22 protein-coding genes and 1 other annotated feature are annotated in these 25,992 nt (G+C 36.4%); of the genes, 12 read left to right on the plus strand and 10 right to left on the minus strand.

Going from position 1 to position 25,992, the window contains the following annotated elements; all coding sequences use genetic code 11:
* Positions 1-8: 8 nt before the first annotated feature.
* The 3 genes from MKX39_RS12415 to MKX39_RS12425 all read left to right on the plus strand — a co-directional run bounded on the left by MKX39_RS12415 (position 9) and on the right by MKX39_RS12425 (position 2,983).
* Positions 9-488, plus strand: coding sequence for a GAF domain-containing protein (locus tag MKX39_RS12415; RefSeq protein ID WP_093536866.1), 480 nt, complete (start codon positions 9-11; stop codon positions 486-488).
* Between the two features lie 311 nt (positions 489-799).
* Positions 800-1,885, plus strand: coding sequence for a DUF1611 domain-containing protein (locus MKX39_RS12420; RefSeq protein WP_340769727.1), 1,086 nt, complete (start codon positions 800-802; stop codon positions 1,883-1,885).
* Entirely contained in the window at positions 1,886-2,983 is a 1,098-nt protein-coding gene (locus tag MKX39_RS12425) for an alanine/ornithine racemase family PLP-dependent enzyme (protein WP_340769728.1), read from the plus strand.
* 253 nt (positions 2,984-3,236) lie between these two features.
* Here the strand turns inward: MKX39_RS12425 and megL are convergent, their stop codons facing one another.
* Together megL and MKX39_RS12435 are read right to left on the minus strand one after the other, a co-directional pair.
* The gene (gene megL / locus MKX39_RS12430) at positions 3,237-4,424 is read right to left on the minus strand and encodes a methionine gamma-lyase (protein ID WP_340769729.1); all 1,188 of its coding nucleotides are present in this window, start codon (positions 4,422-4,424) and stop codon (positions 3,237-3,239) included.
* A 71-nt stretch (positions 4,425-4,495) separates the two neighbouring features.
* Positions 4,496-6,358 carry a diguanylate cyclase domain-containing protein gene (locus MKX39_RS12435; RefSeq protein ID WP_340769730.1) on the minus strand — a complete coding sequence of 621 codons (1,863 nt, stop codon included), beginning with the start codon at positions 6,356-6,358 and terminating at the stop codon, positions 4,496-4,498.
* 363 nt (positions 6,359-6,721) lie between these two features.
* On the opposite strand from MKX39_RS12435, the gene rpsD reads away from it, so the two are divergent.
* The gene (gene rpsD / locus MKX39_RS12440; protein WP_093536861.1) at positions 6,722-7,324 is read left to right on the plus strand and encodes a 30S ribosomal protein S4; all 603 of its coding nucleotides are present in this window, start codon (positions 6,722-6,724) and stop codon (positions 7,322-7,324) included.
* 193 nt (positions 7,325-7,517) lie between these two features.
* Positions 7,518-7,946, plus strand: coding sequence for a hypothetical protein (locus tag MKX39_RS12445; protein ID WP_340769731.1), 429 nt, complete (start codon positions 7,518-7,520; stop codon positions 7,944-7,946).
* A gap of 481 nt (positions 7,947-8,427) precedes the next feature.
* Here MKX39_RS12445 and MKX39_RS12450 read toward each other — a convergent pair whose 3' ends face one another.
* A complete protein-coding gene (locus MKX39_RS12450; RefSeq protein ID WP_175496237.1) occupies positions 8,428-8,676 on the minus strand; it encodes a DUF3006 family protein in 249 nt (82 codons plus the stop codon).
* A 199-nt stretch (positions 8,677-8,875) separates the two neighbouring features.
* Between MKX39_RS12450 and MKX39_RS12455 the strand changes: the two genes are divergently transcribed.
* The gene (locus tag MKX39_RS12455; RefSeq protein ID WP_175496234.1) at positions 8,876-9,040 is read left to right on the plus strand and encodes a hypothetical protein; all 165 of its coding nucleotides are present in this window, start codon (positions 8,876-8,878) and stop codon (positions 9,038-9,040) included.
* A gap of 60 nt (positions 9,041-9,100) precedes the next feature.
* Here MKX39_RS12455 and tyrS read toward each other — a convergent pair whose 3' ends face one another.
* Entirely contained in the window at positions 9,101-10,363 is a 1,263-nt protein-coding gene (tyrS, locus tag MKX39_RS12460; protein ID WP_340769732.1) for a tyrosine--tRNA ligase, read from the minus strand.
* Positions 10,364-10,411: 48 nt separating this feature from the next.
* Positions 10,412-10,607 (minus strand) — a binding site (T-box leader).
* 99 nt (positions 10,608-10,706) lie between these two features.
* Between tyrS and MKX39_RS12465 the strand changes: the two genes are divergently transcribed.
* Both MKX39_RS12465 and MKX39_RS12470 read left to right on the plus strand, forming a co-directional pair.
* A complete protein-coding gene (locus MKX39_RS12465; protein ID WP_340769733.1) occupies positions 10,707-13,637 on the plus strand; it encodes a transglycosylase domain-containing protein in 2,931 nt (976 codons plus the stop codon).
* 172 nt (positions 13,638-13,809) lie between these two features.
* Entirely contained in the window at positions 13,810-14,187 is a 378-nt protein-coding gene (locus tag MKX39_RS12470; protein WP_340762952.1) for an SET domain-containing protein, read from the plus strand.
* A 78-nt stretch (positions 14,188-14,265) separates the two neighbouring features.
* Here MKX39_RS12470 and MKX39_RS12475 read toward each other — a convergent pair whose 3' ends face one another.
* The 4 genes from MKX39_RS12475 to acsA form a co-directional block, all read right to left on the minus strand.
* Positions 14,266-15,447 (minus strand): amidohydrolase, encoded by a 1,182-nt coding sequence (locus MKX39_RS12475; protein ID WP_340769734.1) that lies wholly within the window; start codon positions 15,445-15,447, stop codon positions 14,266-14,268.
* A 146-nt stretch (positions 15,448-15,593) separates the two neighbouring features.
* The gene (locus MKX39_RS12480) at positions 15,594-16,472 is read right to left on the minus strand and encodes a phosphotransferase family protein (protein WP_340769735.1); all 879 of its coding nucleotides are present in this window, start codon (positions 16,470-16,472) and stop codon (positions 15,594-15,596) included.
* A gap of 64 nt (positions 16,473-16,536) precedes the next feature.
* Entirely contained in the window at positions 16,537-16,956 is a 420-nt protein-coding gene (locus tag MKX39_RS12485) for a DUF4181 domain-containing protein (RefSeq protein WP_340769736.1), read from the minus strand.
* A 111-nt stretch (positions 16,957-17,067) separates the two neighbouring features.
* Complete coding sequence (gene acsA, locus MKX39_RS12490; RefSeq protein WP_340762957.1) at positions 17,068-18,786, minus strand: acetate--CoA ligase; 1,719 nt, start codon at positions 18,784-18,786, stop codon at positions 17,068-17,070.
* Positions 18,787-18,958: 172 nt separating this feature from the next.
* Here acsA and MKX39_RS12495 point away from each other — a divergent pair, with 172 nt between their 5' ends.
* The 3 genes from MKX39_RS12495 to MKX39_RS12505 are packed head-to-tail and all read left to right on the plus strand — an operon-like array spanning position 18,959 to position 21,444.
* Entirely contained in the window at positions 18,959-19,591 is a 633-nt protein-coding gene (locus MKX39_RS12495; protein ID WP_093536851.1) for a GNAT family N-acetyltransferase, read from the plus strand.
* A gap of 36 nt (positions 19,592-19,627) precedes the next feature.
* A complete protein-coding gene (locus MKX39_RS12500) occupies positions 19,628-20,275 on the plus strand; it encodes an acetoin utilization AcuB family protein (RefSeq protein ID WP_093536850.1) in 648 nt (215 codons plus the stop codon).
* The gene (locus MKX39_RS12505; RefSeq protein ID WP_340762960.1) at positions 20,272-21,444 is read left to right on the plus strand and encodes an acetoin utilization protein AcuC; all 1,173 of its coding nucleotides are present in this window, start codon (positions 20,272-20,274) and stop codon (positions 21,442-21,444) included. Before MKX39_RS12500 ends, MKX39_RS12505 begins: the two co-directional genes overlap by 4 nt.
* Positions 21,445-21,468: 24 nt before the next feature.
* On the opposite strand, the gene ccpA is transcribed toward MKX39_RS12505, so the two are convergent.
* Positions 21,469-22,467 (minus strand): catabolite control protein A, encoded by a 999-nt coding sequence (ccpA, locus tag MKX39_RS12510; protein WP_340764507.1) that lies wholly within the window; start codon positions 22,465-22,467, stop codon positions 21,469-21,471.
* Positions 22,468-22,604: 137 nt separating this feature from the next.
* On the minus strand, positions 22,605-23,690 hold the full coding sequence (locus tag MKX39_RS12515) for a bifunctional 3-deoxy-7-phosphoheptulonate synthase/chorismate mutase (RefSeq protein WP_093536848.1): 1,086 nt from the start codon (positions 23,688-23,690) through the stop codon (positions 22,605-22,607).
* Between the two features lie 165 nt (positions 23,691-23,855).
* Between MKX39_RS12515 and pilM the strand changes: the two genes are divergently transcribed.
* Positions 23,856-25,991: a pilus assembly protein PilM gene (gene pilM / locus MKX39_RS12520; protein ID WP_340769737.1), complete on the plus strand. Its 2,136-nt coding sequence runs from the start codon at positions 23,856-23,858 to the stop codon at positions 25,989-25,991.
* Position 25,992: the final 1 nt, after the last annotated feature.

Below are 25,992 nucleotides of genomic sequence, written 5' to 3' on the forward strand. Positions count from 1 at the left end.
ATGAAAATATGTTCACGAAATCAGCATACTCTGAAGATGTAACTGCAAATTATAATATGCTTTCTAAACAACTGGACGCTCTTTTAACGGGAGAAACTAATGCAATTGCTAATTTTAGTAATGCTTCGGCATTATTAAATCAATTTTTTGATCAGATTAACTGGGTTGGTTTTTATTTAATGGAAGATGGAGAGCTTGTCTTAGGTCCATTCCAAGGATTACCGGCTTGTGTTAGAATCCCACTTAGTAGAGGTGTTTGTGGAGCTGCCGCTACAAAACAAGAGACAGTTATCGTACCAGACGTACACGCTTATCCAGGTCATATCGCCTGTGATGCAGCATCACAATCTGAGATTGTGGTTCCCATTACTAAAGACGGTAAGCTAGTAGGTGTTTTGGATATCGACAGTCCTATTAAGGATCGATTCTCCGAGCAGGATGCAGAAGGACTGGAACAGTTTATCGAAGTATTAGTGAAGCATATTTAAAATTGAAATTGGTATACGAAAAAAATAAGGCACTTTCTGTTCATGTTGAATAGAGGGCGCCTTATTTTTTTCGTAAAGCTCTAACATGTCGCCTGGACGGCTTTTCACTCATAAGCTGTGTAAATATTTTACTTTTGGAAAAAAAAGGTGTATAATAGGACTTGTATACTAAATACTTTGAAGCGAATGCTTGATAATTGTTATAATAAAACTAAATCTATTTCTTATCGAACATCTATTTCCCCTTTTATTAGGGTGTACCAGATGTTCTTTTTTTATCTAGAAAACAGATTTACTTGGAGGTAAGGTCAATGAAGAAAAATGCAATTATTTATTGTGAGGCCCAATTTAGTTCGATGGATGGAAAGACGGCCAATGGATTAATACGTGAACCTGGCAATTATTCTATAACTGCCGTTATCGATAGTACAAAAAACGGCCTAGACTCAGGACAATTTTTAGATAACAAAAAGAATGGCATTCCATTGTGTAAAAACTTAGAAGATGCTATCGAATGCTCACCTCAAAAACCTACTTATTTCATATTTGGAATCGCCCCCTCAGATGCTTTCTTAAAAGACAATGAACGAGAAGTTATTATATCCGCAATGCAAGCAGGTCTTCATATTATCAATCCACTTCAAGAATTTCTTACAGAAGATGAAGAAATGATGAGCATTGCTACACGTTATGGGGTAGAAATCCAAGATATTCGAAAGCCTAAACCAAAAGATTCATGGAAGTTATTTACCGGTGATATCCTTAAAGTAACCACTCCTATTATTACAGTTTTAGGAACCGATGGGGCTTGTGGGAAGCGAACATCTGCAGTGATTATTGAAAAAGCATTGAAGGCAAGAGGATATAAAACTGCTTTTATAGCAACCGGACAAACTGGGCTTATACAAGGGGCTGCTTATGGCTTTGCAATGGATGCTTTTCCATTACAATACGTTATTGGTGAACTTGAAAGTGAAGTAGTACGTGCAAATAATACAGATAATCCCGATATTATTATTGTTGAAGGACAAGGCGCTCTAAGTCATCCTGCTTATGCAAGTTCATGTGGTATTTTAAGAGGGTCTAGACCAAAAGCTGTTATTTTACAACATCCCCCAAAAAGAAAAGTGCTAGGAGATTTCCCTTTTGTGAACATGCCAAGTGTCCAAAGTGAGATAGACCTTATTGAGCATTTCAGTGAGACAAAAGTAATCGGTATTACCCTTAATCATGAAGGTATGGACCATCAGGAAGTTAATACCACTATTCGTGAATATGAGCAAACCTTCCAACTACCAGTAACGGATTTATTAACTACAGGTTCTGATAATATAATTGACTCTATTATTGAATTTTTCCCATCTCTACAAAACAGTGCGAAACTGGTTGTATCTTAAATGGCATCTAACCCTAGAATTGAAATTAACTTAGATAAAATTAAGCATAATGCGACAATATTAAGAGAGTTGTATGAAGCAAAAGGCGTTCATATTACAGGAGTCGTCAAAGGGGTATTTGCCAAACCAGAAGTAGTAAAAGTGCTGATAGATAGTGGGATTAAGAGTATTGCAGATTCCAAAATTTCTAATATAGAAAAAATGAAGATGGCAAATTTACAAGCAACATTCATATTATTACGTACTCCTGCAATGAGTGAAATTCAAAAAGTTATAGAGTTTGCAGATATTAGTATGAATACAGAAATCGAAGTTGTTCGTGCCCTCTCAGCTGAAGCGAAGAAACAGAAGAAAATACATCAAATTATTATAATGGTTGAAATGGGAGATTTACGAGAAGGCATATTGCTAAATGATGTTGCTGCCTTTATTGAAGAAGTGATTATATTCCCTAATATTCAAATTGCGGGTATTGGTGCAAACTTTGCTTGCTTTGGTGGAGTCATCCCTACAGAGCACAAAATGCAATTGTTTTCTTCACTCGTAAAAAGAATGAAACGAAAGTTTAATATCCCCTTCCCTTATGTATCAGGGGGGAACTCCGCAAACCATAATTGGCTTATGAATACGACGGATGTAAGAGAAGTCAATAATATGCGTCTTGGTGAATCTATATTTTTAGGCTGTGAGACGGTAAAAGGCGAACCTATTCCCAATTTATTCACAGATGCATTTTCCTTTTTTGCAGAAGTAATTGAGTCGAAACTAAAGCCTTCTGTACCGACCGGCATGAGGGGTAAAAATGCTTTTGGAGAATTTATATCATTTCCGGACAACGGAATAATTAGAAGAATAATTGTGGGTGTTGGGCGACAAGATGTCCTCGTCTCTGGATTAACACCCCTCCTCCCACTTGAGATAATTGGTTCGAGTAGTGATCACATTATTTTGGATGCTAATAATAATTATTTAAAATCGGGTGATGAAGTTGCATTCTCCCTCAATTACGGAGCTCTGCTAACTGCTATGACTTCGCCTTCCATTTATAAACACACCACATTTAGTGCTTTAGTTAGCAGAGGGTCTGCGAGAAAATAAGAAGCTAAGATCTCTTTGCAAATGGTTACCGGGAGTATTCTTACTTCCGACACCGTTTTCTTTTTCCACAATGGTTGAGTATGTTTCATTTGGAATATTTGAAAATAAAATTTCCATTTACCTCCTTAATTATTCAGACTCGCATATCCCTTCCCTTAGACACATAAAGATGTTCCCTCATAAAAGCTCCACGTCTTTTAAAAAGACTCTTATTATGCAGCAAAAAGTGGAAGGAGATATCTCCTTCCACTTTTTACATATTAGATAAAGCTTGCTGTAAATCTTCTATAATATCACTAGAGTTCTCAAGCCCTACAGAAAGTCTTAACAGGCCGCCTGTTATCCCCATCTCTAATCTTTCTTTTTCCGGTACAACAGAATGAGTCATTGTGTAAGGATGTTGGATCAATGTCTCAGCATCTCCTAAACTAACTGCAATTTTTATCAGTTTTAGTTCATTCATCAATTTTTGTGCCTCTTTCACTCCTCCTTTTATAGTGAAAGAAATAAGACCGCCACCGGCTTTCATCTGTTTCTTCGCTACATGATATTGTGGATTATCTACATCAAACGGATAATAGATATGTTCAACAGATGGATGTGCCTTTAAAAAGTCGAATACTTTACTAGCATTTTCCGAATGTCTGTCCATGCGAACATGCAATGTTTTTAATCCGCGTATTAATAGCCAAGCATCGAATGGCGAAATAATGCCGCCAAAGTCTTTTTGTACAGTACCGCGAATTGTCTCCATTTCCCCTTTATCTCTTCCTACTAGAATTCCAGCAATAACATCACCGTGCCCATTAATGTATTTTGTCGCACTATGCAGTACGAAATCTGCTCCTAGTTCTATCGGATTTTGTAAGTATGGGGAGGAAAAAGTATTATCTACAACTACCGGAATACCATGTTTTTTAGCAACTTTTGTTATTTGCTCGATATCCACAATTTCCATCGTTGGATTAATTGGTGTTTCTATATATATACAAGTTGTATTTGGTTTAATAGCATTTTCTATCTCTTCTTCAGTCATTAAAATCTTTAAGTCATGTGAAATATCATATTTTTCTTTCAAAATTTTTAGCAATCCAAATGTACAGCCATAAATCCCTCTCGTACATAGGATATGATCACCTGATTTAGTAAGGTGAACTAATATAGTACTCACCGCTGCCATTCCAGAACCAAAAGCTAGTGCGCCTTCCCCTAGCTCCATTGCGGCAATCCGTTCCTCTAATACTTGTACGGTCGGGTTCCCTAACCTTGAATAGATTCCCCCTGGCTCTTCCCCCGCGAACCTTCTTTCACCCTGTTCCGCAGTGTCAAATGCAAATGTCGACGTCTGATAAAGTGGAACAGCTAGGCTATCTTGATGATCTCCCGTTTTATACCCCTTATGGATATACATTGTCTCTTTTGAAAAATTTGAATTACTCATAAAAAACACCCCTTATTGTAAACGCTTACATCTAGTGTACATGGAATTCTATAAAAAGAAAAGACACCTCATCAAGAAGAGTGAGATGCCTTATAAATACATAGCTGATTTTTCCCATTATTTTTTGCTTCGTACAATACTGTATCCGCATTGTGAAAGAGATTATTAAAACTCAAATTATCACTTCGAGACCAGTGCGATATACCAATAGACACTGTTACAGAAGGGTTGGTCTTTTGAGGAATGGCCGCCAGTAACTGTTTGCTCATTTCCACTCCTTGCTCTAGGGACATATGAGATAAATAGAGGGCTAACTCTTCTCCACCCCATCTCGCACTAACTCCTTTGTTTTTAATCATTCCTTGTATGACTCTTGCTATTTGTTTTAGAATCTCATCCCCAATTTGATGCCCATGTGTATCATTAATACGTTTAAAGTTATCGATATCAATAAGGACAAAGACACCTTGGTCATCTGATTCCATCGCATCTTCAACGAACCTATCTAAATAATTTCGTGCAAAAAGATTCGTTAAATGATCTCGATCCACCATTTTTTGTAGCTTGTATCTTAATGTAGAATTACTTATAGCTAAAGATGAATGTTGTATCAAAGACTGCATTAATTTGTAGTTGTCAAAAGAGAAAAAATAGGGTTCCTTATGCAAGATTATACTAAACCCGGTTATATTATTTTGTTCTTTTAAAGGAATTGCCACTAATGAGCGGTACTCATATTTTGACTCTATTAGACGATTGAAATCGGCGATAAATAAAGAATCCTTCTCACATTTAAAGTGATTCGTGACATATTGAATATAAAGATGCCCTTCCATCGTATGAAATACATCCGTACTTGCTGGTGAAATTTTATATTCGTCATTTTCTATAAACACAAAACCTACATGCTCTGGGTGGAAAAACTTCATTAATTGATTGCGTAAAAAAACAACCATCTCATCTAATGATAAATTCATATTCAATTTATGCGAAGTTTCGTTGATTAATTGTAGATCGGAAACTAACCGATGTGATTGGATGTATAGTTTAGCATTTTCTAATGCATTGCCTGCTGCTCTAGCAAGTAAAACTGCAAATTCTTTTTGTCTAATTGAAAATAAATAGTCTAAAGGTGTGGACATTTGTAAAATACCATAGATACCTTGCTTTCCGACAATAGGAATATTCAGTAATCTTACGCCTAAATCTTGCGCTAATTCTGTCGTTATTTCACCAGATACATATGCCTCCACGGTAGTATTTCTTTCTGTTGTATAATCGAATAATTTATATGGAGCAGACGTTTTACGATCCTGATCATTCGATAAAATAAGTATAGATTTAAATTTTGGAAATGCATTTTCAATAGAGTTTAATGTACCCTCTAATATTTGACCGATATCTAATGTCGAATTAAACATTTTCGTTACATTGAACAAATTTCTAAACTGGCTCTCCTGCTGTGTTAAATATACAGATTTTCTAATCGTTTTAACTAATTTAGTAATAGTAGTCAAGAATATATCTAGTTGAGTTGTTTTTGAAAACTCTATCCACTTTTCTGAGGATTCCATTATGATTAATCCTAATGGATGCAATTCTTTATCTCTTAACAATAAAGCTACATCATTTTCAGTACAGTCTTTTAGTTGTAGTTTGTGAGCATCTATTATGTCTTTATCATAGAACAATGGCTCTATCTCTACCCATTTAATAGCATTGAGCTTTTTCGCAAAAGAGTGATTCCATGAAAGTTGTAAAAAAGTTTCCGCATCATATATGTAATACTTCGCTTCTTTTATATCAAAAAATTCAAATAAGATATTTTTCAAGTCATCAAACCATTTAATACTGGATTCATGAGTGAATACATTTTCATTCCAAATGTCAAGTATTCTACTTTTAAGACCAATTATTGTATTTTCGCTTTCCATTAGTTCACCTCTCAGCTTTCCAAGAGTAAATTATGATACTTTTAGCACAGTTACTAATAATTCAATATAACTATATTTTATCCTATTTATCCTTTCTATGTCTATGCTATTTTCGTAATTATTTTTGAATTTGATTATCGTTTGACTTTCGATAGATATAGAGATACAATGAAATTTGTGTAAAATAAATGCAGCAGTTGTATGGCCTAGATTGCTCATTTTGTTCCTCTATACTATAGATGGTGTATCCCGTAACCCTCGGCTGCTAGGGCGATGATACATGAAAACAAAATGTCTGCTAGTCTGAATACATCTGGTCTTATTTTACAACAAAATAAAACCAACATAGAGGAGGAGACATATATGTCTCGTTATACAGGTCCATCATGGAAATTATCACGTCGTCTTGGTATTTCACTAAGCGGTACTGGTAAAGAATTAGAAAAACGCCCTTACGCACCAGGACAACACGGTCCTAACCAACGCAAAAAATTAACTGAGTACGGTATGCAATTACAAGAAAAACAAAAACTTCGTCACACTTATGGTGTAAACGAACGTCAATTCCGTACATTATTTGATAGAGCTGGTAAAATGCCAGGTAAACATGGTGAAAACTTCATGATTCTTCTTGAAACTCGCCTTGATAACATTGTTTACCGTTTAGGTCTTGCTCGTACACGTCGTGGAGCACGTCAATTAGTAAACCACGGTCACGTTATGGTTGATGGTAAACGCGTTGATATTCCTTCATTCCGTTTAAAAGCAGGTCAAGAAATTTCTCTTCGTGAAAAATCTCAAAACCTTGATGTTGTAAACGAATCAATGGAAATTAACAACTTCGTACCAGAATACTTAACTTTTGATGCAGACAACAAAGTTGGTACTTTCGTTCGTAACCCAGAACGCGGAGAATTAGCTGCTGAAATCAACGAAGCTCTTATCGTTGAGTACTACTCTCGTTAATATTATTGCTCTATTAAAAGCCTTCGAAACCTTGTTAATACAGGGTTTCGAAGGCTTTTTCTTATCATTCGATAATGCAAGATAAAGCATCAAAAAGCAAGTTATTGGTGCTAATTATGTAATTAAGAAAGGTAGATCTTCAACAAACGGATCAGGTTATGGAACAACAAAATGTTAATAAAGGAATGAGCCTATGGAAGTCCTTATGAATTTAGACCACGCAACTTTTCATGTAGAAAAAACGAAAACACTGAAACTAAAAGAAGTAAATTTTAAGATTAAACCTAACATTAAAGAACAAAAAAGGTTGTTTAGAACACCATTATATAAATTAACAATTATCGTAGAAGTAAATAATCAAGTTTATGAATTTGTAGGTTATAATCTCAACCATGAGCTGATTTCACAGCTGGAAAAAGATCCTTCAAGATTTTTAGTTGGAGCAGAGCCCCCATTTTTAAGTGGAACTAACTGGCCGGATAGTGGAATATCTGAAGTCGTAATGGCAAACAATGTCCCTTTGGATTCCCTGATTATAACTGATGGAAATAATGTCATTGCTACAATTTATAATGATGAGATCCCTATACTGATTAACTGGTTTAAAAATTTAATCAATTAAATAATAAGAAGAGAAAAGGAGATTTACTAAAGATATTTAAGCGATATTCACGATAATGTTTTAAACTATGTTGAATAAACGTTTTAGAAAAGAGTAGCTCTAGCTACTCTTTATTTGTTTTTTTCTTCCCCTTATTTAAGGTTGAGGTGATGTCGGATTTAATAGCAAGAATTTTTATGAAGTAAGTGAGATCAAACGAGATTTTTTGCCCGGAAATGAGAACAGTATTGACATTCCTCTATTGTCATTACCTATTTAGCTAAAGATATATACCGGGAGTACAATGCTCTCGGTAATATGATTGCGCAAAGAGTGATATTAAAAGCCTATGGAACCTTGATAAAACAAGGTTCCATAGGCTTTTTTCTTTATTGATATAGTATCTGTATATAAAAAAACACCTCTAGGATGAAGAGGAACTTTCTCCTCTTTCCAACAGAAAGGTGTATAGACTGAATGAGATTAGTTTTAAAATCGGGAGTTATTTCTTTTTCATACTCTCAATTAAGTCTAATAATCTTTTTTTCGTATTATCTGTTTCTTCTTCTAGCATTTTAAAATTATAACCTGATTTATCTTGATTTATCTCTACCTCTAATAAATCTCCCTCTTTTGCATTCACTGTAAATTTGTCTTTTAAGATAACTAATTTATTTGCTTTGTTATCCTTTTCGAATAGAACAACAAAAAAGTCATCGAAATGATGTAACAGGTATCTCTTTGCACTCACTAATAACGTCCCCTCAATCTAATAATAAAAAAATGTGTTTATATTTCCAAACCTTTATCCTATTTATCATTTTATACTATTTCATGTACTTTTTTAACTAGTAATGCTTTCTTTTTGAATCTTCTTGTTAAATTTGTGACTAATTACACAAAACTGGTCAATACTAACGAAGAACTTTTAAGAAACAGGAGGATTTTCTATGAAAACAGGTAAATCGGTTAATACATCTAATAAGAAGGAAAAAGACAATGTTACAGGCGAAAGTTATTTGGAATACCAAAAGTTAAACGAGCACGAAAAGAAACAGTTACAAGTTAAAGATGGACAAAATAATCATCACGTAGATGAACGTGGTGGTTTTTAACTAATCATCTAGCTCTATAAAAAGCTACTTCCCTTATAGTATTGGGAAGTAGCTTTTATCTTATACAAACTTAATCATTTTATAGTTCTTTTTACCACGACGAATAATCATAAACTCATCTTCTAACCGGTCTTCCCCACTTACTACATATGCAACATCCGTAACTTTTTCTCCATTAATAGAAATAGCACCATTTGTTACATCTTCTCGTCCCTGGCGCTTAGATGGTGACACCGTAGCCTCAACTATGAAGTCAACAATAGATTTTTCATCTTTTGTCATCTCGACAGAAGGTACATCTTTAAATGCATCTTTCATTTCTGATGCAGTTAAGGCTTTCAAATTGCCACTAAATAATGCTTGTGAAATTCGAATTGCTTGATCCAATGCTTCTTGTCCGTGGATCAGACGAGTCATTTCCTCTGCTAAAGTTGCTTGTGCTTTTCTTAAATGGGCTTCGTTTTCAACGGTAACTTCTAAAGCTTCAATTTCTTTACGTTCCAAGAAGGTGAAGATTTTCAAGTATTTAATAACATCTGAATCTGCTGTATTAATCCAGAACTGATAAAACTCGTATGGGGATGTTTTCTTCGCATCCAACCAAACAGAACCTGATGCAGACTTACCAAATTTGGTCCCATCAGCTTTCGTTACTAATGGTATAGTAATACCGAAAGCCTTTGTATTGTCATCATGTGTTTTACGAATTACCTCTAAACCAGTAGTAATATTTCCCCATTGGTCAGAACCCCCTACTTGAACTCGGCACCCAAAATGATCGTATAGATGATTAAAATCAATTCCCTGAATTAGCGTATAGGCAAACTCAGTAAAAGAAAGTCCTGTGTCTAAACGTGAAGAGATAGAGTCTTTTCCCAGCATATAGTTAATGTTAATTAGTTTTCCAAAATCTCTCAGGAATTCAATAACATCCATAGAGCCGATCCAATCTCTGTTATTCACCATTTGTGCACCATTATCGGTATTGAAATCAAAAATTTGCTCCATTTGTTTTTTAATACCTTGAACATTCAAATCAATCTGCTCTGTTGTTTGTAATTGGCGTTCTTCTGAACGACCAGAGGGATCCCCTATCATTCCAGTTGCACCACCAACTAAAAGAATTGGTCTATGTCCATGCATTTGGAAACGTCTTAAAGTAAGAAGCGGCACAATATGTCCTATATGCATGCTATCTGCTGTAGGATCTACTCCACAGTATAATGATACTTTTTCCTTACTAAGAAGCTGTTCCATGCCCTCAGCATCGGTTTGTTGGTATAGAAGACCTCTCCAAGCTAAATCATCCAATAAATTCGTCATTAATATTGCCTCCTTAAAATAAAAAAGTCCCCACATGATAAAAAATCATGCAGGGACGCTTAATCAATTAGCGCGGTACCACCCAGCTTGAAGGAATTATTCCCTCCGCTTCAATCACCGTATCGTTGTGAGTACGTTTAACTCCAAGCCTGTAATTCGCATAATACACTGACTAGCTCTCACCAACCGCTAGCTCTCTTCACAGTATGTATAATTACTACTTCGGACTTTTCTTCGTTAAAATATATATCTATTTTACCTAATCTACATTGTATGTCAATAACTATCGTCTAACAATTAGGCTTATGGTATAATAATTCAAGATTTAGGGGGCGAGAACTGAATGAAGAAATGGCAAGAAAATATACAGAGATACAAAGAAAAAATTGATATGTGGGAGTCTACTAAATGGGCTAAGGGATTAAGAGTCTCTTCTAGTGTCATCTGGAATTTAAGTTTACTTCTTATGGTGGGTATTCTGACACTCGGAGTATTCGGTTTATCTGTAGGCGCAGGATATTTTGCTTCATTGGTAAAAGAAGAACCACTTCGTGGTAAAGATGAAATGCGCAGTGCTGTCTTTAACTATGAAGAGACATCGGAAGTTTACTTTGCCGGAGACGTGTATTTAGGTAAACTACGCACTGATTTAGAAAGAACGGAAACAAATCTATCAGAGGTTTCTCCTTATGTAATAGATGCAGTTTTAGCGACGGAAGATGAATACTTTGAAGTACATAAGGGAATTGTTCCTAAAGCAATTTTCCGTGGATTGCTTCAAGATGTATCTAACTCTGATACACAAACTGGTGGTTCTACATTAACTCAACAATTAATCAAAAACCAAATTTTAACCAATGAGGTTTCTTATGAACGTAAAGCAAAAGAAATACTATTAGCTATGCGCTTAGAACACTTCATGAACAAAGAAGAAATATTAGAAGCATATTTGAATATAATCCCCTACGGCCGAAATTCAAATGGACGAAACATCGCTGGAATTGAAACAGCGGCGAATGGAATATTCAATGTAAAAGCAAAAGATCTGACCTTACCACAAGCAGCCTACATAGCTGGTATTCCCCAAGCTCCATTTGCTTATACTCCTTTTAGACAAGGTGGAGAGATAAAAGAAGGAGAAGCTCTCCAACTTGGGATTGAACGGATGAAAATTGTTTTATTCCGAATGAATGAAACTGGTTATATTACGGATGAGGAATATAAGAATGCTGTTAGCTACGATATTACGAAAGATTTTAGAGAGCCAGAAACACTTCCTGAAGACAAGTATCCTTGGTTAACAGCTGAAGTGGAAAATAGAGTGAAAGAAATTTTAAGAGATCAGTTTGCACAGGCAGACTCAATTGATCCTGCTCGATTAGATAATGAAAAAAAGCTTTATCAAAAGTATGATATTTTAGCACAACGTTCCATTAGTACCGATGGTTATCGTATTCATACCACTATTAACAAAGACATGTATGAAGCTATGTTAAAAGTAAGAGATGAATTCGAATATTACGGACATACCTTCCAGAAGGAAGTAAAGGATGAAGATTCAGGCGAGATAGTGGTAAAAGACTTCCCTGTTCAAGTTGGTGGGATGATGATTGAAAATGGTACGGGTAAAATACTTTCCTTTTTAGGTGGACGAGATCATACAATTGAAGCTCAAAATAGTGCTACACAAGGTATCCGGCCAATTGGATCTACCATCAAACCACTGCTCGTCTATGCTCCTGCGATTGAATATGGTGTAATTGGAGCTGGTAGTCCCGTAGTCGATTTGAAGCTAGAAAAATTAGGTAGTACTACGTGGTCAAAATCACCATCAAACTATACAACTGAACAAGAGCTAGGTATTATCTCTGCTCGAGATGCTTTGACAACCTCACAAAACTTGTCAACGATACGATTATACGATTTAATCATGGATCGCAAGCCAACTCAATTCCTAACAAAAATGGGATTTGAGCATATAGATGAAGCAGAGTATGCTAATCATGCTCTCTCTATTGGTGGAATGACAAATGGTGCAACACTCGAGGAAAATACAAATGCCTTTGGAACATTTGCAAATAACGGGCAGTTTATTGATGCTTATATGATCGAAAAAATTGAAGATGTTGACGGTAATGTTATTTATCAACATGAAGTGGAACCTGTGCCAGTATTCAGTGCTGCTACTTCCTATATTATTACCGATATGTTAAGAGATGTTATGTCTGATGGGACTGCAAAACTAGCAAAAGCTAGGTTGAAATTCCAATCAGATTTTGGTGCAAAAACAGGTACAACACAGAATCATAATGATTCATGGCTAGTTGGCTATAACCCTAATATTTCTTTAGGAGTTTGGTTAGGTTACGGTGATGATACCCAAACCTTATATTATATGAATAATCGTTACAATCATCCGAGCGTGCGTATTAATATGCTCTGGTCTAATATGATGAACGCAATGTATGATGTAAATTCTGAAATAGTAGATGCACCAAATAACTTTACTGCTCCTGAAGGTGTCGTTACTAGATCCTTCTGTGGAATTTCAGGATTAGCAGTGTCAGATGCATGTTCACAAGCTGGTTTAGTGAAGTCAGATTTATTTAATGCAGCTGTTTTATTACCAACTGCAAAGGATGATAGTTTAATCTCTTCTTCCTATGTACAAATAAACGGAAACAGATATCGCGCACTCGATTCCACTCCTGGGGAATTTGTAGTAAGTGGTGGGTATGGAGTAAACCAAGATTTTATCAATCGGATGCTTGGTAAATTTGGAGGCAATGCTTCTAAGTTATTCCCTGCCAAATCAGCCTTTGGAGGAAATGTAGTGTCTGAGGAAGTATTTAATGCTGACGGCAGTGCACCAGCCGCAGTGTCTGCTACAATGTCTAATGGGACGATTACTTGGTCTAAGTCGACTTCTGGAGATGTTGTAGGTTATCGAGTTTATGAAGTTATAAACGGGCAAAGAACTCTACTCTCATCCACCAAAGAAGCTGCCGGAAACAGTCTATCTATTAATAGAGCTGGCCAATTTATCGCTGTTGCAGTCGATATCACAGGATTAGAATCTGCAGCATCTAATATAGTATCTATAGAAGCTGTAGTACCTACAGAACCAATAGTGCCTCCAACAGCACCGGAAGAGAATGAAGAGCCTACAACGCCTCCTATTGTTGTAGAACCCGTTACTCCCCCACCTGTTGTAGAACCTGTAACTCCTCCTGTAGAGGAAGAACCACCACCGACTAGTGGTGGCGAAGAATAATAGAACAAATACCGTATCGAAAGAGCCCAAATTTCATAATTGGGCTCTTTTTTGTTTGTTAAATTGACCATCTTTCGCTCATATAATTTCGAAATACACATAAAACAGAGCATAATGTGCAAATTAATGTTACAGTTAGATAGAATATTTAATAGTGAGAAGGAGAACAAACATGATTGAGGTAAAAGTATCTCCACTAAGTGATGGAGAGTTTAATAGAGGGGTATTTGCTAAATGTGATATCAAAAAAGGACAGCTTTTTCATGAAGCACCTGTCATTTCATACCCAAACGACCAGCATGAACATATTGAAAAAACCTTACTAGCAGATTACGCTTTTGAGTACGGGATAAATCACACTGCCATCCTGCTTGGGTATGGTATGTTATTTAATCATTCATATGAACCTAATGCAGACTATGAGATTAATTTTGATAATCACACATTTGATTTCTTTGCTTACGTCGATATTAAAGCTGGAGATGAAATTTTGATTAATTATAATGGTGAAATAGATAACAAAGATGAACTTTGGTTCAATAAGGAATAGAAAAAACTTGTAACTTACACATTCGTTTATATCATAAAAGAGTCATTCAAAAGTATATTTTGAATGACTCTTTTTGTTTTATTCTTGCATGCTACAAACAACTTGTCCGACAGCTTTTGCTGCCACTAACAGTGCATCTTCGTCGATGTCAAATTTAGGGTTATGGTTGAAATATGGTTCTTCAACGCCCTTTGGAGTACACCCGATATAAAAGAAACAAGCAGGAAACCTTTCCGCATAATACGCAAAATCTTCAGAAGGAGCCATTGGTGGGACCTCCATTACTTCTGTAATTTCCTTCACATTCGCATTTAATAATGTTACCGCTACTTTCTCTGTAAGTTCAGGATTATTGTATAAAGGTGGATAGTCGGGTGTATATGTAAGTTCACAACTTACATCAAACTCCTCCTCAAGTCCTCTGACAAGACGTTTTACTTCCCGTTCTATCGTTTCTTTCGTTGCATCTGTCATATACCGAATATCACCCTCTAGTACTACGCTATCTTTAATAACATTAAAGATACCAGCCCCATCAAACGACCCAATGGTGATCACACCAATATCAAATGGACTTAATCTTCGGCTTATAATAGTTTGAACAGCAGTTACAAAATGTGCCCCTGACACAATTGCATCATTTGCTAAGTGAGGCGATGAACCATGCCCGCCTCGTCCTTGTATTTTCAATTTCATGTATGCCCTACCATTGAAAGCATAGCCCTTATTGTACCCAACCATTCCAACAGGAGCAATTGGAAGTAAATGAATCCCATATACTTCATCTAAATCATCCAACAGACCAGATTCTACAATACTTTTCGCACCACCTGGTGGTACTTCTTCCGCATGCTGATGAATTATTTTTATCGTTCCAGCTAGCTCAGACTTCAGTTGAATTAAACAATCAGCCAGAACTAACAAATAAGCTGTATGACCATCATGTCCACATGCATGCATGACACCCTCATTTTTCGATTTGAAAGTTACAGGTGTTTCTTCGACAATCGGAAGCGCATCAAAATCTGCCCGTAACCCTATTGTCTTTCCTCGTTTTGCCCCTACTATTGTTACAATAATTCCATAACCATTTCCGATGTTCGTTTGTACATCTACGCCTTTACCTTTGTAAAATTCTGCAATATATCGAGAGGTCTTTTCTTCTTTAAATGATAATTCAGGATGTTTATGTAAATAGCGACGAATCTGAATCATTTCATCTTTACGTGCATCTAGCATTTCCATAAGTTTTTCTCTCATATACCATAAGCTCCTTTGTGAGAAATTACTGTTCCTACGTTGATTGGAATTGAATAAATTCAACTTAGAAATAAGCATACACCTTTATGAACTTATTAGTAATTTTACTGATTCATTCACAGCCCTATCAAAAAAATTCTCATCATTTATCGTTCACTCTGTAATATCGATTTTAAAATAACAAAATTTTCATCAAAAAACTGTTGATGCTTTTCGATTCCACGGCGTTTACACCATCCAAGTGAATTAAATGCATCTGTAAAACGATAAAACGGCAAGATAACCTCTAAATCTATTAATGGACGAATAGATTGATACCCCTTTTTGTACGCTTCTAATGTTCCGGAGTTTTTAGTAAAAATATCACGATTGATTTTGGTGAAATCCATTTCCGTGGAACCAAAGCGAGCACTTTCAAAATCTATAATTCCAGAAACTTGGTTGTCCTGAATAATAATATTTGCCGGACGGAAATCCATATGTATAAAGCTCGGTCCATCTGAATGAGGCAGACATTTACGTTGCTCTTCAAAAAGCTCAATAGATTTTTTTAACAAGTCCTCTGGTATCACCTCTTTTACATCTTCCGCAAATCCATAAAAATGCGATTTCATAAAAGTAGACCATTGTTCATACACATTTGAAATCCCTTTAAATGAATTACCTTCTTGTGGAGTCACATTATGCATTTTTGCATGATGGACGCCAATATCATAGGCTAATACTTCACTCACATTTCCAGTGATTGGCTGCCCTTTCATCTCTGACAGCAACATAGCACCTGGAATATTATCATCTCCTTCCCAAAATTCCAATAATCTAGGAACAGGTAGCGCTTCACTTAAGATTTCTATCGCTTCATATTCACGTATTAGTTTCAATTTGGAATATGGGATTTTCAAATATACTACTTCTTTATTAATCTGTTCCACTCTATATACAGTCGAGCTAAATGAATTAGGTACATCCTCTATGGAAAGAACATTTATTTTTAGCTTTTCAATAATTTGACCTAATTGTTCCAATTAATTTCACCCATCTCTTATAGACTTTGCATGTACTATTCCAAGCCCCCCTAGGGCATTTTGTTTAAATCAATCCCCCAAAATTAGTCTGAGTCACTGTTAGTATTAATAGAACTCCAAATATTAACTGGCTGATTGTAAATATATAATCTTTTTTGTTTACTGCATACTTCCACTCCATCACAGCTCTAACGGTTTCAGACACAACTATAAAAACAATCAATAAAAACCATGTTTCGAAAAACCAAAACCACTCCATTGGCTCCGTCGTAACATTTATGAAATTCCCTAGCAGCAGTACCACTAGAAAAACGACCCTTATAGTCCAATCCATTTTTTTGTGTTTCTCATTAATATGATTATATGAAAACAGTTTCTTCTTCTCGACTTGTAGCCATTTTCTCATAACAGCATTAAACAATAGGAATAGTAACATAACAATTGTTAGTAGGAGAAGTAAGGCAAGCCAATCAGTTCCATACATAATTTTCACCTCCTCAGCATCCTTTTGTTAGCTAATATAAATACAAAAAGCACCGCTATGTGCAGTGCCATTTTGTATTTATATATTCTAGTAATAGATTGACTTAGATTACTAGTCTTCCATAGTAGACAAATCGCCGGTTGGCAGTTTTAACTCCCAAGCTTTTAATACACGGCGCATAATTTTACCACTTCTTGTTTTTGGTAGCTTATCTTTGAATTCGATCTCTCTAGGTGCTGCGTGTGCAGCAAGTCCTTTTTTCACAAATTGTTGAATATCTGTTATTAGTTCTTCCGATGGTTCGTACCCTTCGTTTAACGCAACAAACGCTTTAATAATTTCGCCACGGACAGGATCGGGTTTTCCAATAACACCAGCTTCTAAAATAGCTGGGTGCTCTAATAATTTACTTTCTACTTCGAACGGCCCAACGCGTTCGCCAGAAGTCATAATAACATCATCTACTCGACCTTGGAACCAAAAGTATCCATCATCATCCATATAAGCAGAGTCCCCAGAGAAATACCACTCATCGTTAATGAAGTATGACTCATACTTTTCTTTATTGTTCCACACCTGACGCATCATGGCTGGCCAACCCTTTTTAAGAGCCAGATTCCCCATTGTATAAGGTGGGACAATGTTCCCCTGATTATCTATAATAGCTGCTTCAGTCCCAGGAAGTGGTTTCCCCATTGAACCTGGTTTAATAGGCATGCAACCATAATTACAGATCATCAGTGCACCAGTCTCTGTCATCCACCAAGTATCATGGATTCGTTTATTGAAAACTTGCATACCCCATTTGATAACCTCCGGATTTAACGGTTCGCCAACTGACAACACATGACGTAATGAAGATAAATCATGCTTTTTAACGATGGCATCTCCTGCTCCCATCAGCATGCGAAACGCTGTAGGTGCACTGTACCATACCGTTACTCCATAATCATCTATCGCTTTATACCAAGCATCTGGTGAAAATCTGCCACCAAGAATAAGGGAGGTAGTTCCCGTGAGCCATGGACCAAAGATGCCATATGCCGTTCCCGTCACCCAACCTGGATCTGCGGTACACCAATAGATATCGTCATCTCTTATATCCATCACCCATTTCATCGATTGGTATTGCTGTACCATCGCATTATGGGCATGTAAAATCCCTTTTGGTTTTCCTGTGGAGCCAGATGTATAGTGTAAAATCAGGCCATCTTCTCTATCGACCCATCTAATTTCAAAGTCTTCTGATGCATTATGTAATGCTTTTTTGAAATCGATGAACTTATCGGATTCCTCTATATTTTCACCAACTATAAATACCGTCTCTAATTTAGGTAATTTATCCATTGGAATTCTATCTAATAATTCCGGTGTTGTAACAATTGCTTTTGCTTCACTATCTTGTAAACGATCATAAACAGCGCCTTCCATAAACGCTTCAAAAAGTGGACCAACAATTAACCCCATTTTTGTAGCACCAAGAAGTGCAAAATACAATTCTGGTGATCTCGGCATGAATATAAACAGACGATCCCCTTTTGACAAATTTGAATGGGTTACGTATACATTTGCAGCTTTATCCGTCCATTTTTTCATATCGCCAAATGTATAAGATTCCTTACGATCTACATCTTGATAATGAAGTGCGACTTTATCCTTTTTATCGGATTCTGCATGACGATCAATTGCTTCATACGCCATATTCACTTTGCCAGTTTTATACCATGAGAACTCTTTTTCTGCATCTTCCCATTTAAAGTTTTTTGCAGTTTCCTCATAATTTTTTAACTGAAAGTCCCCTTGAACTACTTGTAATGTTTCCATCTTCATCCTAATCACCCTTTCTATAACTATACTATTTCATTCTACAACACTTTTTATCCTTTTTGCTAATCTTTCTACTTTTTAGAATCTTTTATCAAATAATTATGGTAATCGCTTTCTCTGTTTAAAATCATGTATAATAAATACAATTACAATACTATTAATGGGTGGTGAATCCTTGATACATACCAAAACGTATAACTCCATGCAGAAAGAGACGGTACATGGCACTGTCATTATAGAGGGTCCTGTTCCTTCCGAGGAAATTGCCAGGCTTCAGTTCCATGAGGATTTGGTAGCTTTTCGTGCACCTAAACAACAGCATCAAGCAATTATTGAAATTGCCAAGTTACCTGAAGGAAGAATAATTATTGTGCGTGATCAAGAAACAATTGTAGGTTATTGCACATATTTACATCCAGACCCCTTAGAAAGGTGGTCACAAGGTAATATGGAAAATTTGATAGAATTAGGAGCAATCGAGGTAATTCCAAAATTCCGTGGCACCGGAGTTGGTAAAACACTCCTTCGTGTCTCCATGATGGATGATGCGATGGAAGATTATATTACGATTACGACAGAGTATTATTGGCACTGGGATTTGAAAGGCACTGGTTTAAATGTTTGGGAGTATAGAAAAGTAATGGAGAAAATGATGCAAGCAGGTGGACTTGAATATTTTGCAACGGATGATCCTGAGATCAGTTCCCATCCTGCTAATTGTCTAATGGCGAAGATTGGTAACAGGGTGGACAATGAATCTATCCAACAATTTGACCAATTACGATTTATGAATAGATTTATGTATTAATCTTTGAATACTATCTGACAAAAGGAGTTCATGCCAATGCTAGTTGAACAAATCATGAATACTTCCGTACCGAGTCTAACTCCGGATCACACGATAAATGATGCATTAAAACTACTGAAAGAGAAGAAAATACGTCATTTACCAATTATTAATGACAAGCGTCAAGTATTAGGAGTTGTGACCGATCGAGATTTAAAAGATGCAACTCCGTCCACCTTACAAAATGTATCAGACCCTGAAATATATAATCGTACATTAGAAGAAATTATGACTAAAAATCCAATCACAGGCCATCCTCTAGATTTCGTAGAGGAAACTGCAAGTATATTTTATGATAATCGAATTGGTTGTTTACCAATCGTATCGCACGGAAAACTGGTAGGAATGATCACCGAGTCCGACTTACTTTACAAATTTATTGAACTTACAGGTGTACATCAACCAGGTTCCCAAATTGAAATTCGAGTTCCAAATAAGCCTGGTGTTCTGTTCGACGTTTCAAAAGTTTTCCACGACCAAAAAGTCAATGTATTAAGTGTATTAGTTTATCCCGATAAGGATCACAGCGACTATAAAATCTTAGTGCTTCGCGTAAAAACGATCAATCCACTTGAACTTATCAAATCTATTCGTGCTGAAGGCTATGAGGTATTATGGCCGAATCATCCAGGACTGGGACTATGAAAAATGCTGTATTCGTCTTTTCCGAAAACCAATTAGGCTATAAGTTTTCGGATACTCATCCATTTAACCAAAAACGCCTAACATTGACGGTGGATCTATTAAAAGAAGTAAATGCTTTATCCTTATCAGAAATTGTTTCTCCTAGAATAGCAACGGACGAGGAATTACTTCTCGTCCATGATGCAAACTATATTGAAATGGTAAAAGAAGCTAGCAAGATAGACGCTGATAGCACTAAATATGAGAGTTACGGCATCGGTACGGAAGATACACCTATCTTCCCAGATATGCATGAAGCAAGCGCAAGCCTTGTAGGTGGAACGTTGACTGCTGTGGACTATGTAATGGAAGGTAAATCTACTCATGCGGTAAACTTAGGTGGAGGTCTTCATCACGGTTTTAAAGGTCGTGCATCTGGTTTTTGTATTTATAATGATAGTTCTGTTGCTATTAAATATATGCAAGAAAAGTATAATGCTCGTGTTCTTTACATAGATACAGATGCTCACCACGGAGATGGTGTCCAATGGAGCTTTTATGATGATCCAAATGTATGCACGATTTCAATTCATGAAACAGGAAGATATCTATTCCCCGGCACAGGGAATATTACCGAGCGAGGGACAGGAGAAGGGTACGGAACGTCTTTTAATTTCCCTATTGATGCATTTACAGAGGACGAGTCCTTTTTAGATATTTACCGGACAAGTTTTCGTGAAATTGTAGAAGCATTCAAACCGGATGTCATTCTAAGCCAAAATGGTGCAGATGCTCATTATTTTGATCCACTTACACATTTATATGGAACAATGAATATCTATCGAGAGATTCCTAAGTTGGCGCATGCGCTCGCACATGAATTTTGTGATGGCAAATGGATTGCAGTTGGTGGTGGTGGCTACGATATTTGGAGAGTAGTACCTCGTGCATGGTCCTACGTATGGATGGAGATGAATGATATTCCATTGCCAGAAGGCGAATTACCAAAAAGTTGGTTGGATCGATGGTCGAAAGAAGCACCAGTCCCACTCATCCCTACTTGGCAAGATCCAAATCCGCTATACGAACCTATTCCACGTAAAGAAGAAATTACCGAAAAAAATAAACATATGCTCGATAAAGCACTTTACCAGTTGCGAAATCAGCAAGCATTTAAAAAACACCAGTAACTGTTTAGTTTACTGGTGTTTTTTTTATTTAACTGATTTTCGTTCCTCAATCCAATACGGAAGAATTACGTTATTCTCTTCAATATTTTCTTTGTTCATATGCTTCGTCAGCAATCGCATTGAGACTGCCCCAATATCATACAATGGTAATACGACACTCGTTAGTTGAGGTCTAACCATTCTTGTTAGTTTCGAGTTTTCAAAACTCATTACTTCTATATCCTCGGGTACGCGTAATCCGTTATCTTGTGCACCATGGATTAGACCAATAGCAATTTCATCGTTACCAGCAAAAAATGCTGTTGGCGGATCCTTTAACTCTCGTAACTGATCCCATGCAACAAGACCATCGTCGTATGTATTATTAACACCTACTATAAGATCTGTGTCAATTTCGATACTAGCCTCATTTAATGCTCTTTCATAACCTGATACCTTGTATAGTTTAGTAATGGTGCTATCAATAGATCCAGATACAAAAGCAATGCGTTTATGTCCATTTTTAATCAGACGATTCACTGCGTCCACTGCTGCATCATGGTATTCAATATTTACAGATGGAAACGAGTTTGATGTTTCCACTGTTCCTGCTAAAACAATTGGAACGGTTGCTCTGTTCATTTCATGCAACATTTCAGGGGAAATTTCATCACTCATCATAACTACCCCATCTACTTGCTTACTAAGTAGTGTAGATAGTAATTGAACTTCTTTATCTTCTTGCTGATCGGAGTTTGTTAAGATGATGTTATAACGGTACATCGTTGCAATATCCTCAATACCACGTACTAGCTCTGCATAAAATACATTTGAAATATCGGGAATGATAACGCCGACCGTTTTTGTTTTTTTACTCGCTAGTCCTCGTGCAACAGCATTTGGTCGATAATCCAGTCGTTCAATTACTGCCAATACTTTTTGACGGGTAGCTGGCTTCACATTCTGATTTCCATTAACAACGCGTGAAACAGTTGCCATTGATACATTTGCCTCTCTGGCAACATCGTAAATTGTAATAGTCAACATATATCCCTCCTTCACCTTTTTTACATACAAAAATTTATATATATATTAATAATACTTGATAACCTTCCTAACTTTCAATCAAATAGTAAAACCGACTCTAAAATTAGAGTCGGTTTTGTGAATTTTTTCACTATCTATGCGTGGATCTCATGATTTTTCAAGAATTTCTGTACAGAATCATAAAACTCATCAAATTGTTGTAAGTTCATTTGTTGAGCCGCGTCCGATAAAGCAACAGCTGGATCTGGATGAACTTCTGCCATTACCCCGTCAGCACCAATAGCAATTGCGGCTTTAGCAGCAGGTAGAAGTATATCACGACGACCCGTTGAATGTGTTACATCTACAAATACTGGTAAATGTGTTTCCTGTTTCAATATTGGCACCGCAGATATATCTAACGTGTTTCTTGTCGCACGTTCATACGTTCGAATACCACGTTCACATAAAATAATCTGGTCATTACCTTGAGACATTATATATTCAGCTGCATGGATGAATTCATCCAATGTAGCAGCCATTCCTCGTTTTAATAGGACTGGTTTATTGATAGAGCCTACTGCTTTTAATAATTCAAAGTTTTGCATATTACGAGCACCGATTTGAACTACATCAATATAGTCTAATGCTTCGTCTAAATGACTTGGCGTTACAATCTCAGAAACTGTAGACAAGCCAAATTCTTTTGAAATTTGTTTTAAGATTTTTAGTCCTTCTAATCCTAGACCTTGGAAATCATACGGAGAAGTACGTGGCTTATATGCTCCACCACGGATTAGCTTCAATCCTTTAGATTGGATAGCTGCTGCTACCTCTGCCACTTGTGTATAGGACTCAACTGAACATGGTCCAAATACAAACGATGGTGTACCTGTTCCAATAAGTTCTCCATTAATATTAACGATCGTACTCTCAGGTTTTCTTTTACGAGACACAAGAAGTGCTTTCTTTTGATCATCTACTTGTATTTCCAATGCAGTTTTGAAAATTTCTTTGAAAATATGCTCAACAGTTGATTGTGGAAGTGGTCCAGCGTTATTTTCTTTCAAGTGATCTAGCATATGTCTTTCACGAAGAGGATCATATCTATTAACACCCTGTTTTTCTTTTACTTTACCAATCTCTTGAATAACACCAGTTCTTTCGTTTATTAACTGTAAGATCTCTACGTTAATTTCATCAACACGTGCGCGTAAAGCGTCTAAATCTACATGACTCATAGATAATTCTCCTCTCTTCTCTCCATCGGTACTTTATAACGACTGAAAATTGTGATACATTTTTAGATATAAGACATATTATAATCAATGCATGAGAAAATGTCACGCATTTTATTTTAGCGATTCAACTCGTTAAAGTATTTGTCTAAAAAAGGACGTGGGAATTTGGCATCTAAATTATTTGCATTAGATATTGGGACAAGGTCAGTAGTGGGAATCATTTTAGAAGAGCATGGGGAGTCTTTCCATGTTGTTGATATATTAGTAGAAGAACATAAGGAAAGAGCAATGGTTGACGGTCAAATACATAATGTCTTAAAAGTGGCTGAGATAATTCAGTCTGTCAAAGAAAAGTTAGAAAAAAAGCATGGCAAGCTAGAAAAGGTTAGTGTAGCTGCTGCTGGTAGAGCACTAAAAACAGAGCAAGCTGAAGACATAATGGATATTAAAAATAGACCTATCTTCTCAGAAGACGATATGAGTCGACTTGAGTTATCAGCAGTACAAAAAGCACAAAGTAACCTACTTCAAAATAGTACGGACAAAAACACCAATCATTATTATTGTGTAGGCTACAGTGTTGTCTATTATCGATTAGATGGAGAAGAAATAGGCAGTCTAGTTGATCAACAAGGAAACGAAGCATCTATAGAGGTTATTGCTACATTTCTACCTCGGGTTGTTGTAGAATCTCTTATTTCTGCATTAAAACGAGCTAACTTAGAAATGGAAGCATTGACACTGGAACCAATTGCCGCGATTAATGTGTTGATCCCTCCTTCTATGAGAAGATTAAATGTAGCATTAGTCGATATTGGAGCAGGAACATCCGATATTGCTATAACAGATTTGGGAACTGTAGTTGCCTACGGAATGGTTGCAACGGCTGGTGATGAAATTACTGAGGCTTTAAGTGACATTTACCTATTAGACTTCCCATTAGCCGAAGAAGCAAAAAGAACCCTCAATACCGAAGAATTCATTCAAATACAGGATATTTTAGGCTTCGAACAAGACATTCCAAAAGAAGAAGTTGTCGACTCACTAAAGCCAGCTATAGAGGTTTTAGCTAGTTCCATTTCAAACGAAATCCTTCGACTGAATAATAATAAACCTACGAAAGCGGTAATGCTTGTTGGTGGAGGAAGTTTGACTCCAACGTTGCCTCGTATTTTAGCTGAAAAACTAAATTTACCTGCCAATCGAGTAGCTGTTCGTGGCATTGATGCCATTCAGAACTTAACGAAAGCAGATCATATCCCAATTACACCTGAATTGGTGACTCCTATTGGTATTGCTATCGCTGCAAAGCGTGCACCAATCCAATATATGTCTGTACAAGTAAACAATCAAATTGTTCGGTTATTTGAACTCAAAGAAATGACTATAGCCGATGCCTTACTAGCCGCTAATATCTCTGCACGTAAACTCTATGGAAGGCCTGGTGAGGCCCTATCAGTACATGTGAATGGGCAAGTTATTCATATTCCCGGAGAGCATGGAAAACCTGCCGTTATTCAACTGAATGGTATAGAAGCCAATACAAAATCATCTATTCAAAATAACGATAAGATTGAACTATTGGAGGGCATCGATGGAAAAGAAGGAATGGCCACAGTTCGAGATCTTTTAGATGATGCTACTATTAAATCTATAACATTCCAAGGAGTTATGTATATAGTAGAACCTTCCGTACAAATAAATGGCAAGAAAGTATCTTTAGACACTATGTTGCAAGAAAATGACAAAATTACTGTGGAGACTCCACAAACTGTTGAACAAGTTTTGTATGCAATTCATAAAGAAAATTATTTGACTCAGCTCCATCCATACACCGTCACGATAAATAATAAAAATCATTTTATCCCGCCATTTTCAACCAAATTATCACTAAATGGCAGTCCAGTAAAACTTTCCTATTCTGTACAAGAGAATGATATTATACAAATGGAAACACATAATTCACCTACACTGGAACAACTGGCAAATCAACTCGATAAAAAACTGGTAGATCAGATAAAAATTACGTTCCAAAATAACACGCTAGAGCTTTCCAGAGATTGCGCCGTTGTTCATAAAAATAACGTCCAATTGTCCTCAAAGGATATTATTGCGAACGAATCGAAAATTCAGTGGCAAGATATAAATAGTTCCCCTTGGATCTTTCAAGACGTTTTTCGCTTTACAGAATGGACTATGCCTGAACAAGCTGGCTCCTTCCAAATCTTAAAAAATGGAAATCCTTCCCGTTTCGATGAAGAAATATTCGGTGGGGATCAACTGGAGATTGTCTTTGAATAAG

Origin of the sequence: Psychrobacillus sp. FSL K6-1464 (genome assembly GCF_038003145.1) — a bacterium.
GTDB classification, from domain to species: Bacteria; Bacillota; Bacilli; order Bacillales_A; family Planococcaceae; genus Psychrobacillus; species Psychrobacillus psychrotolerans.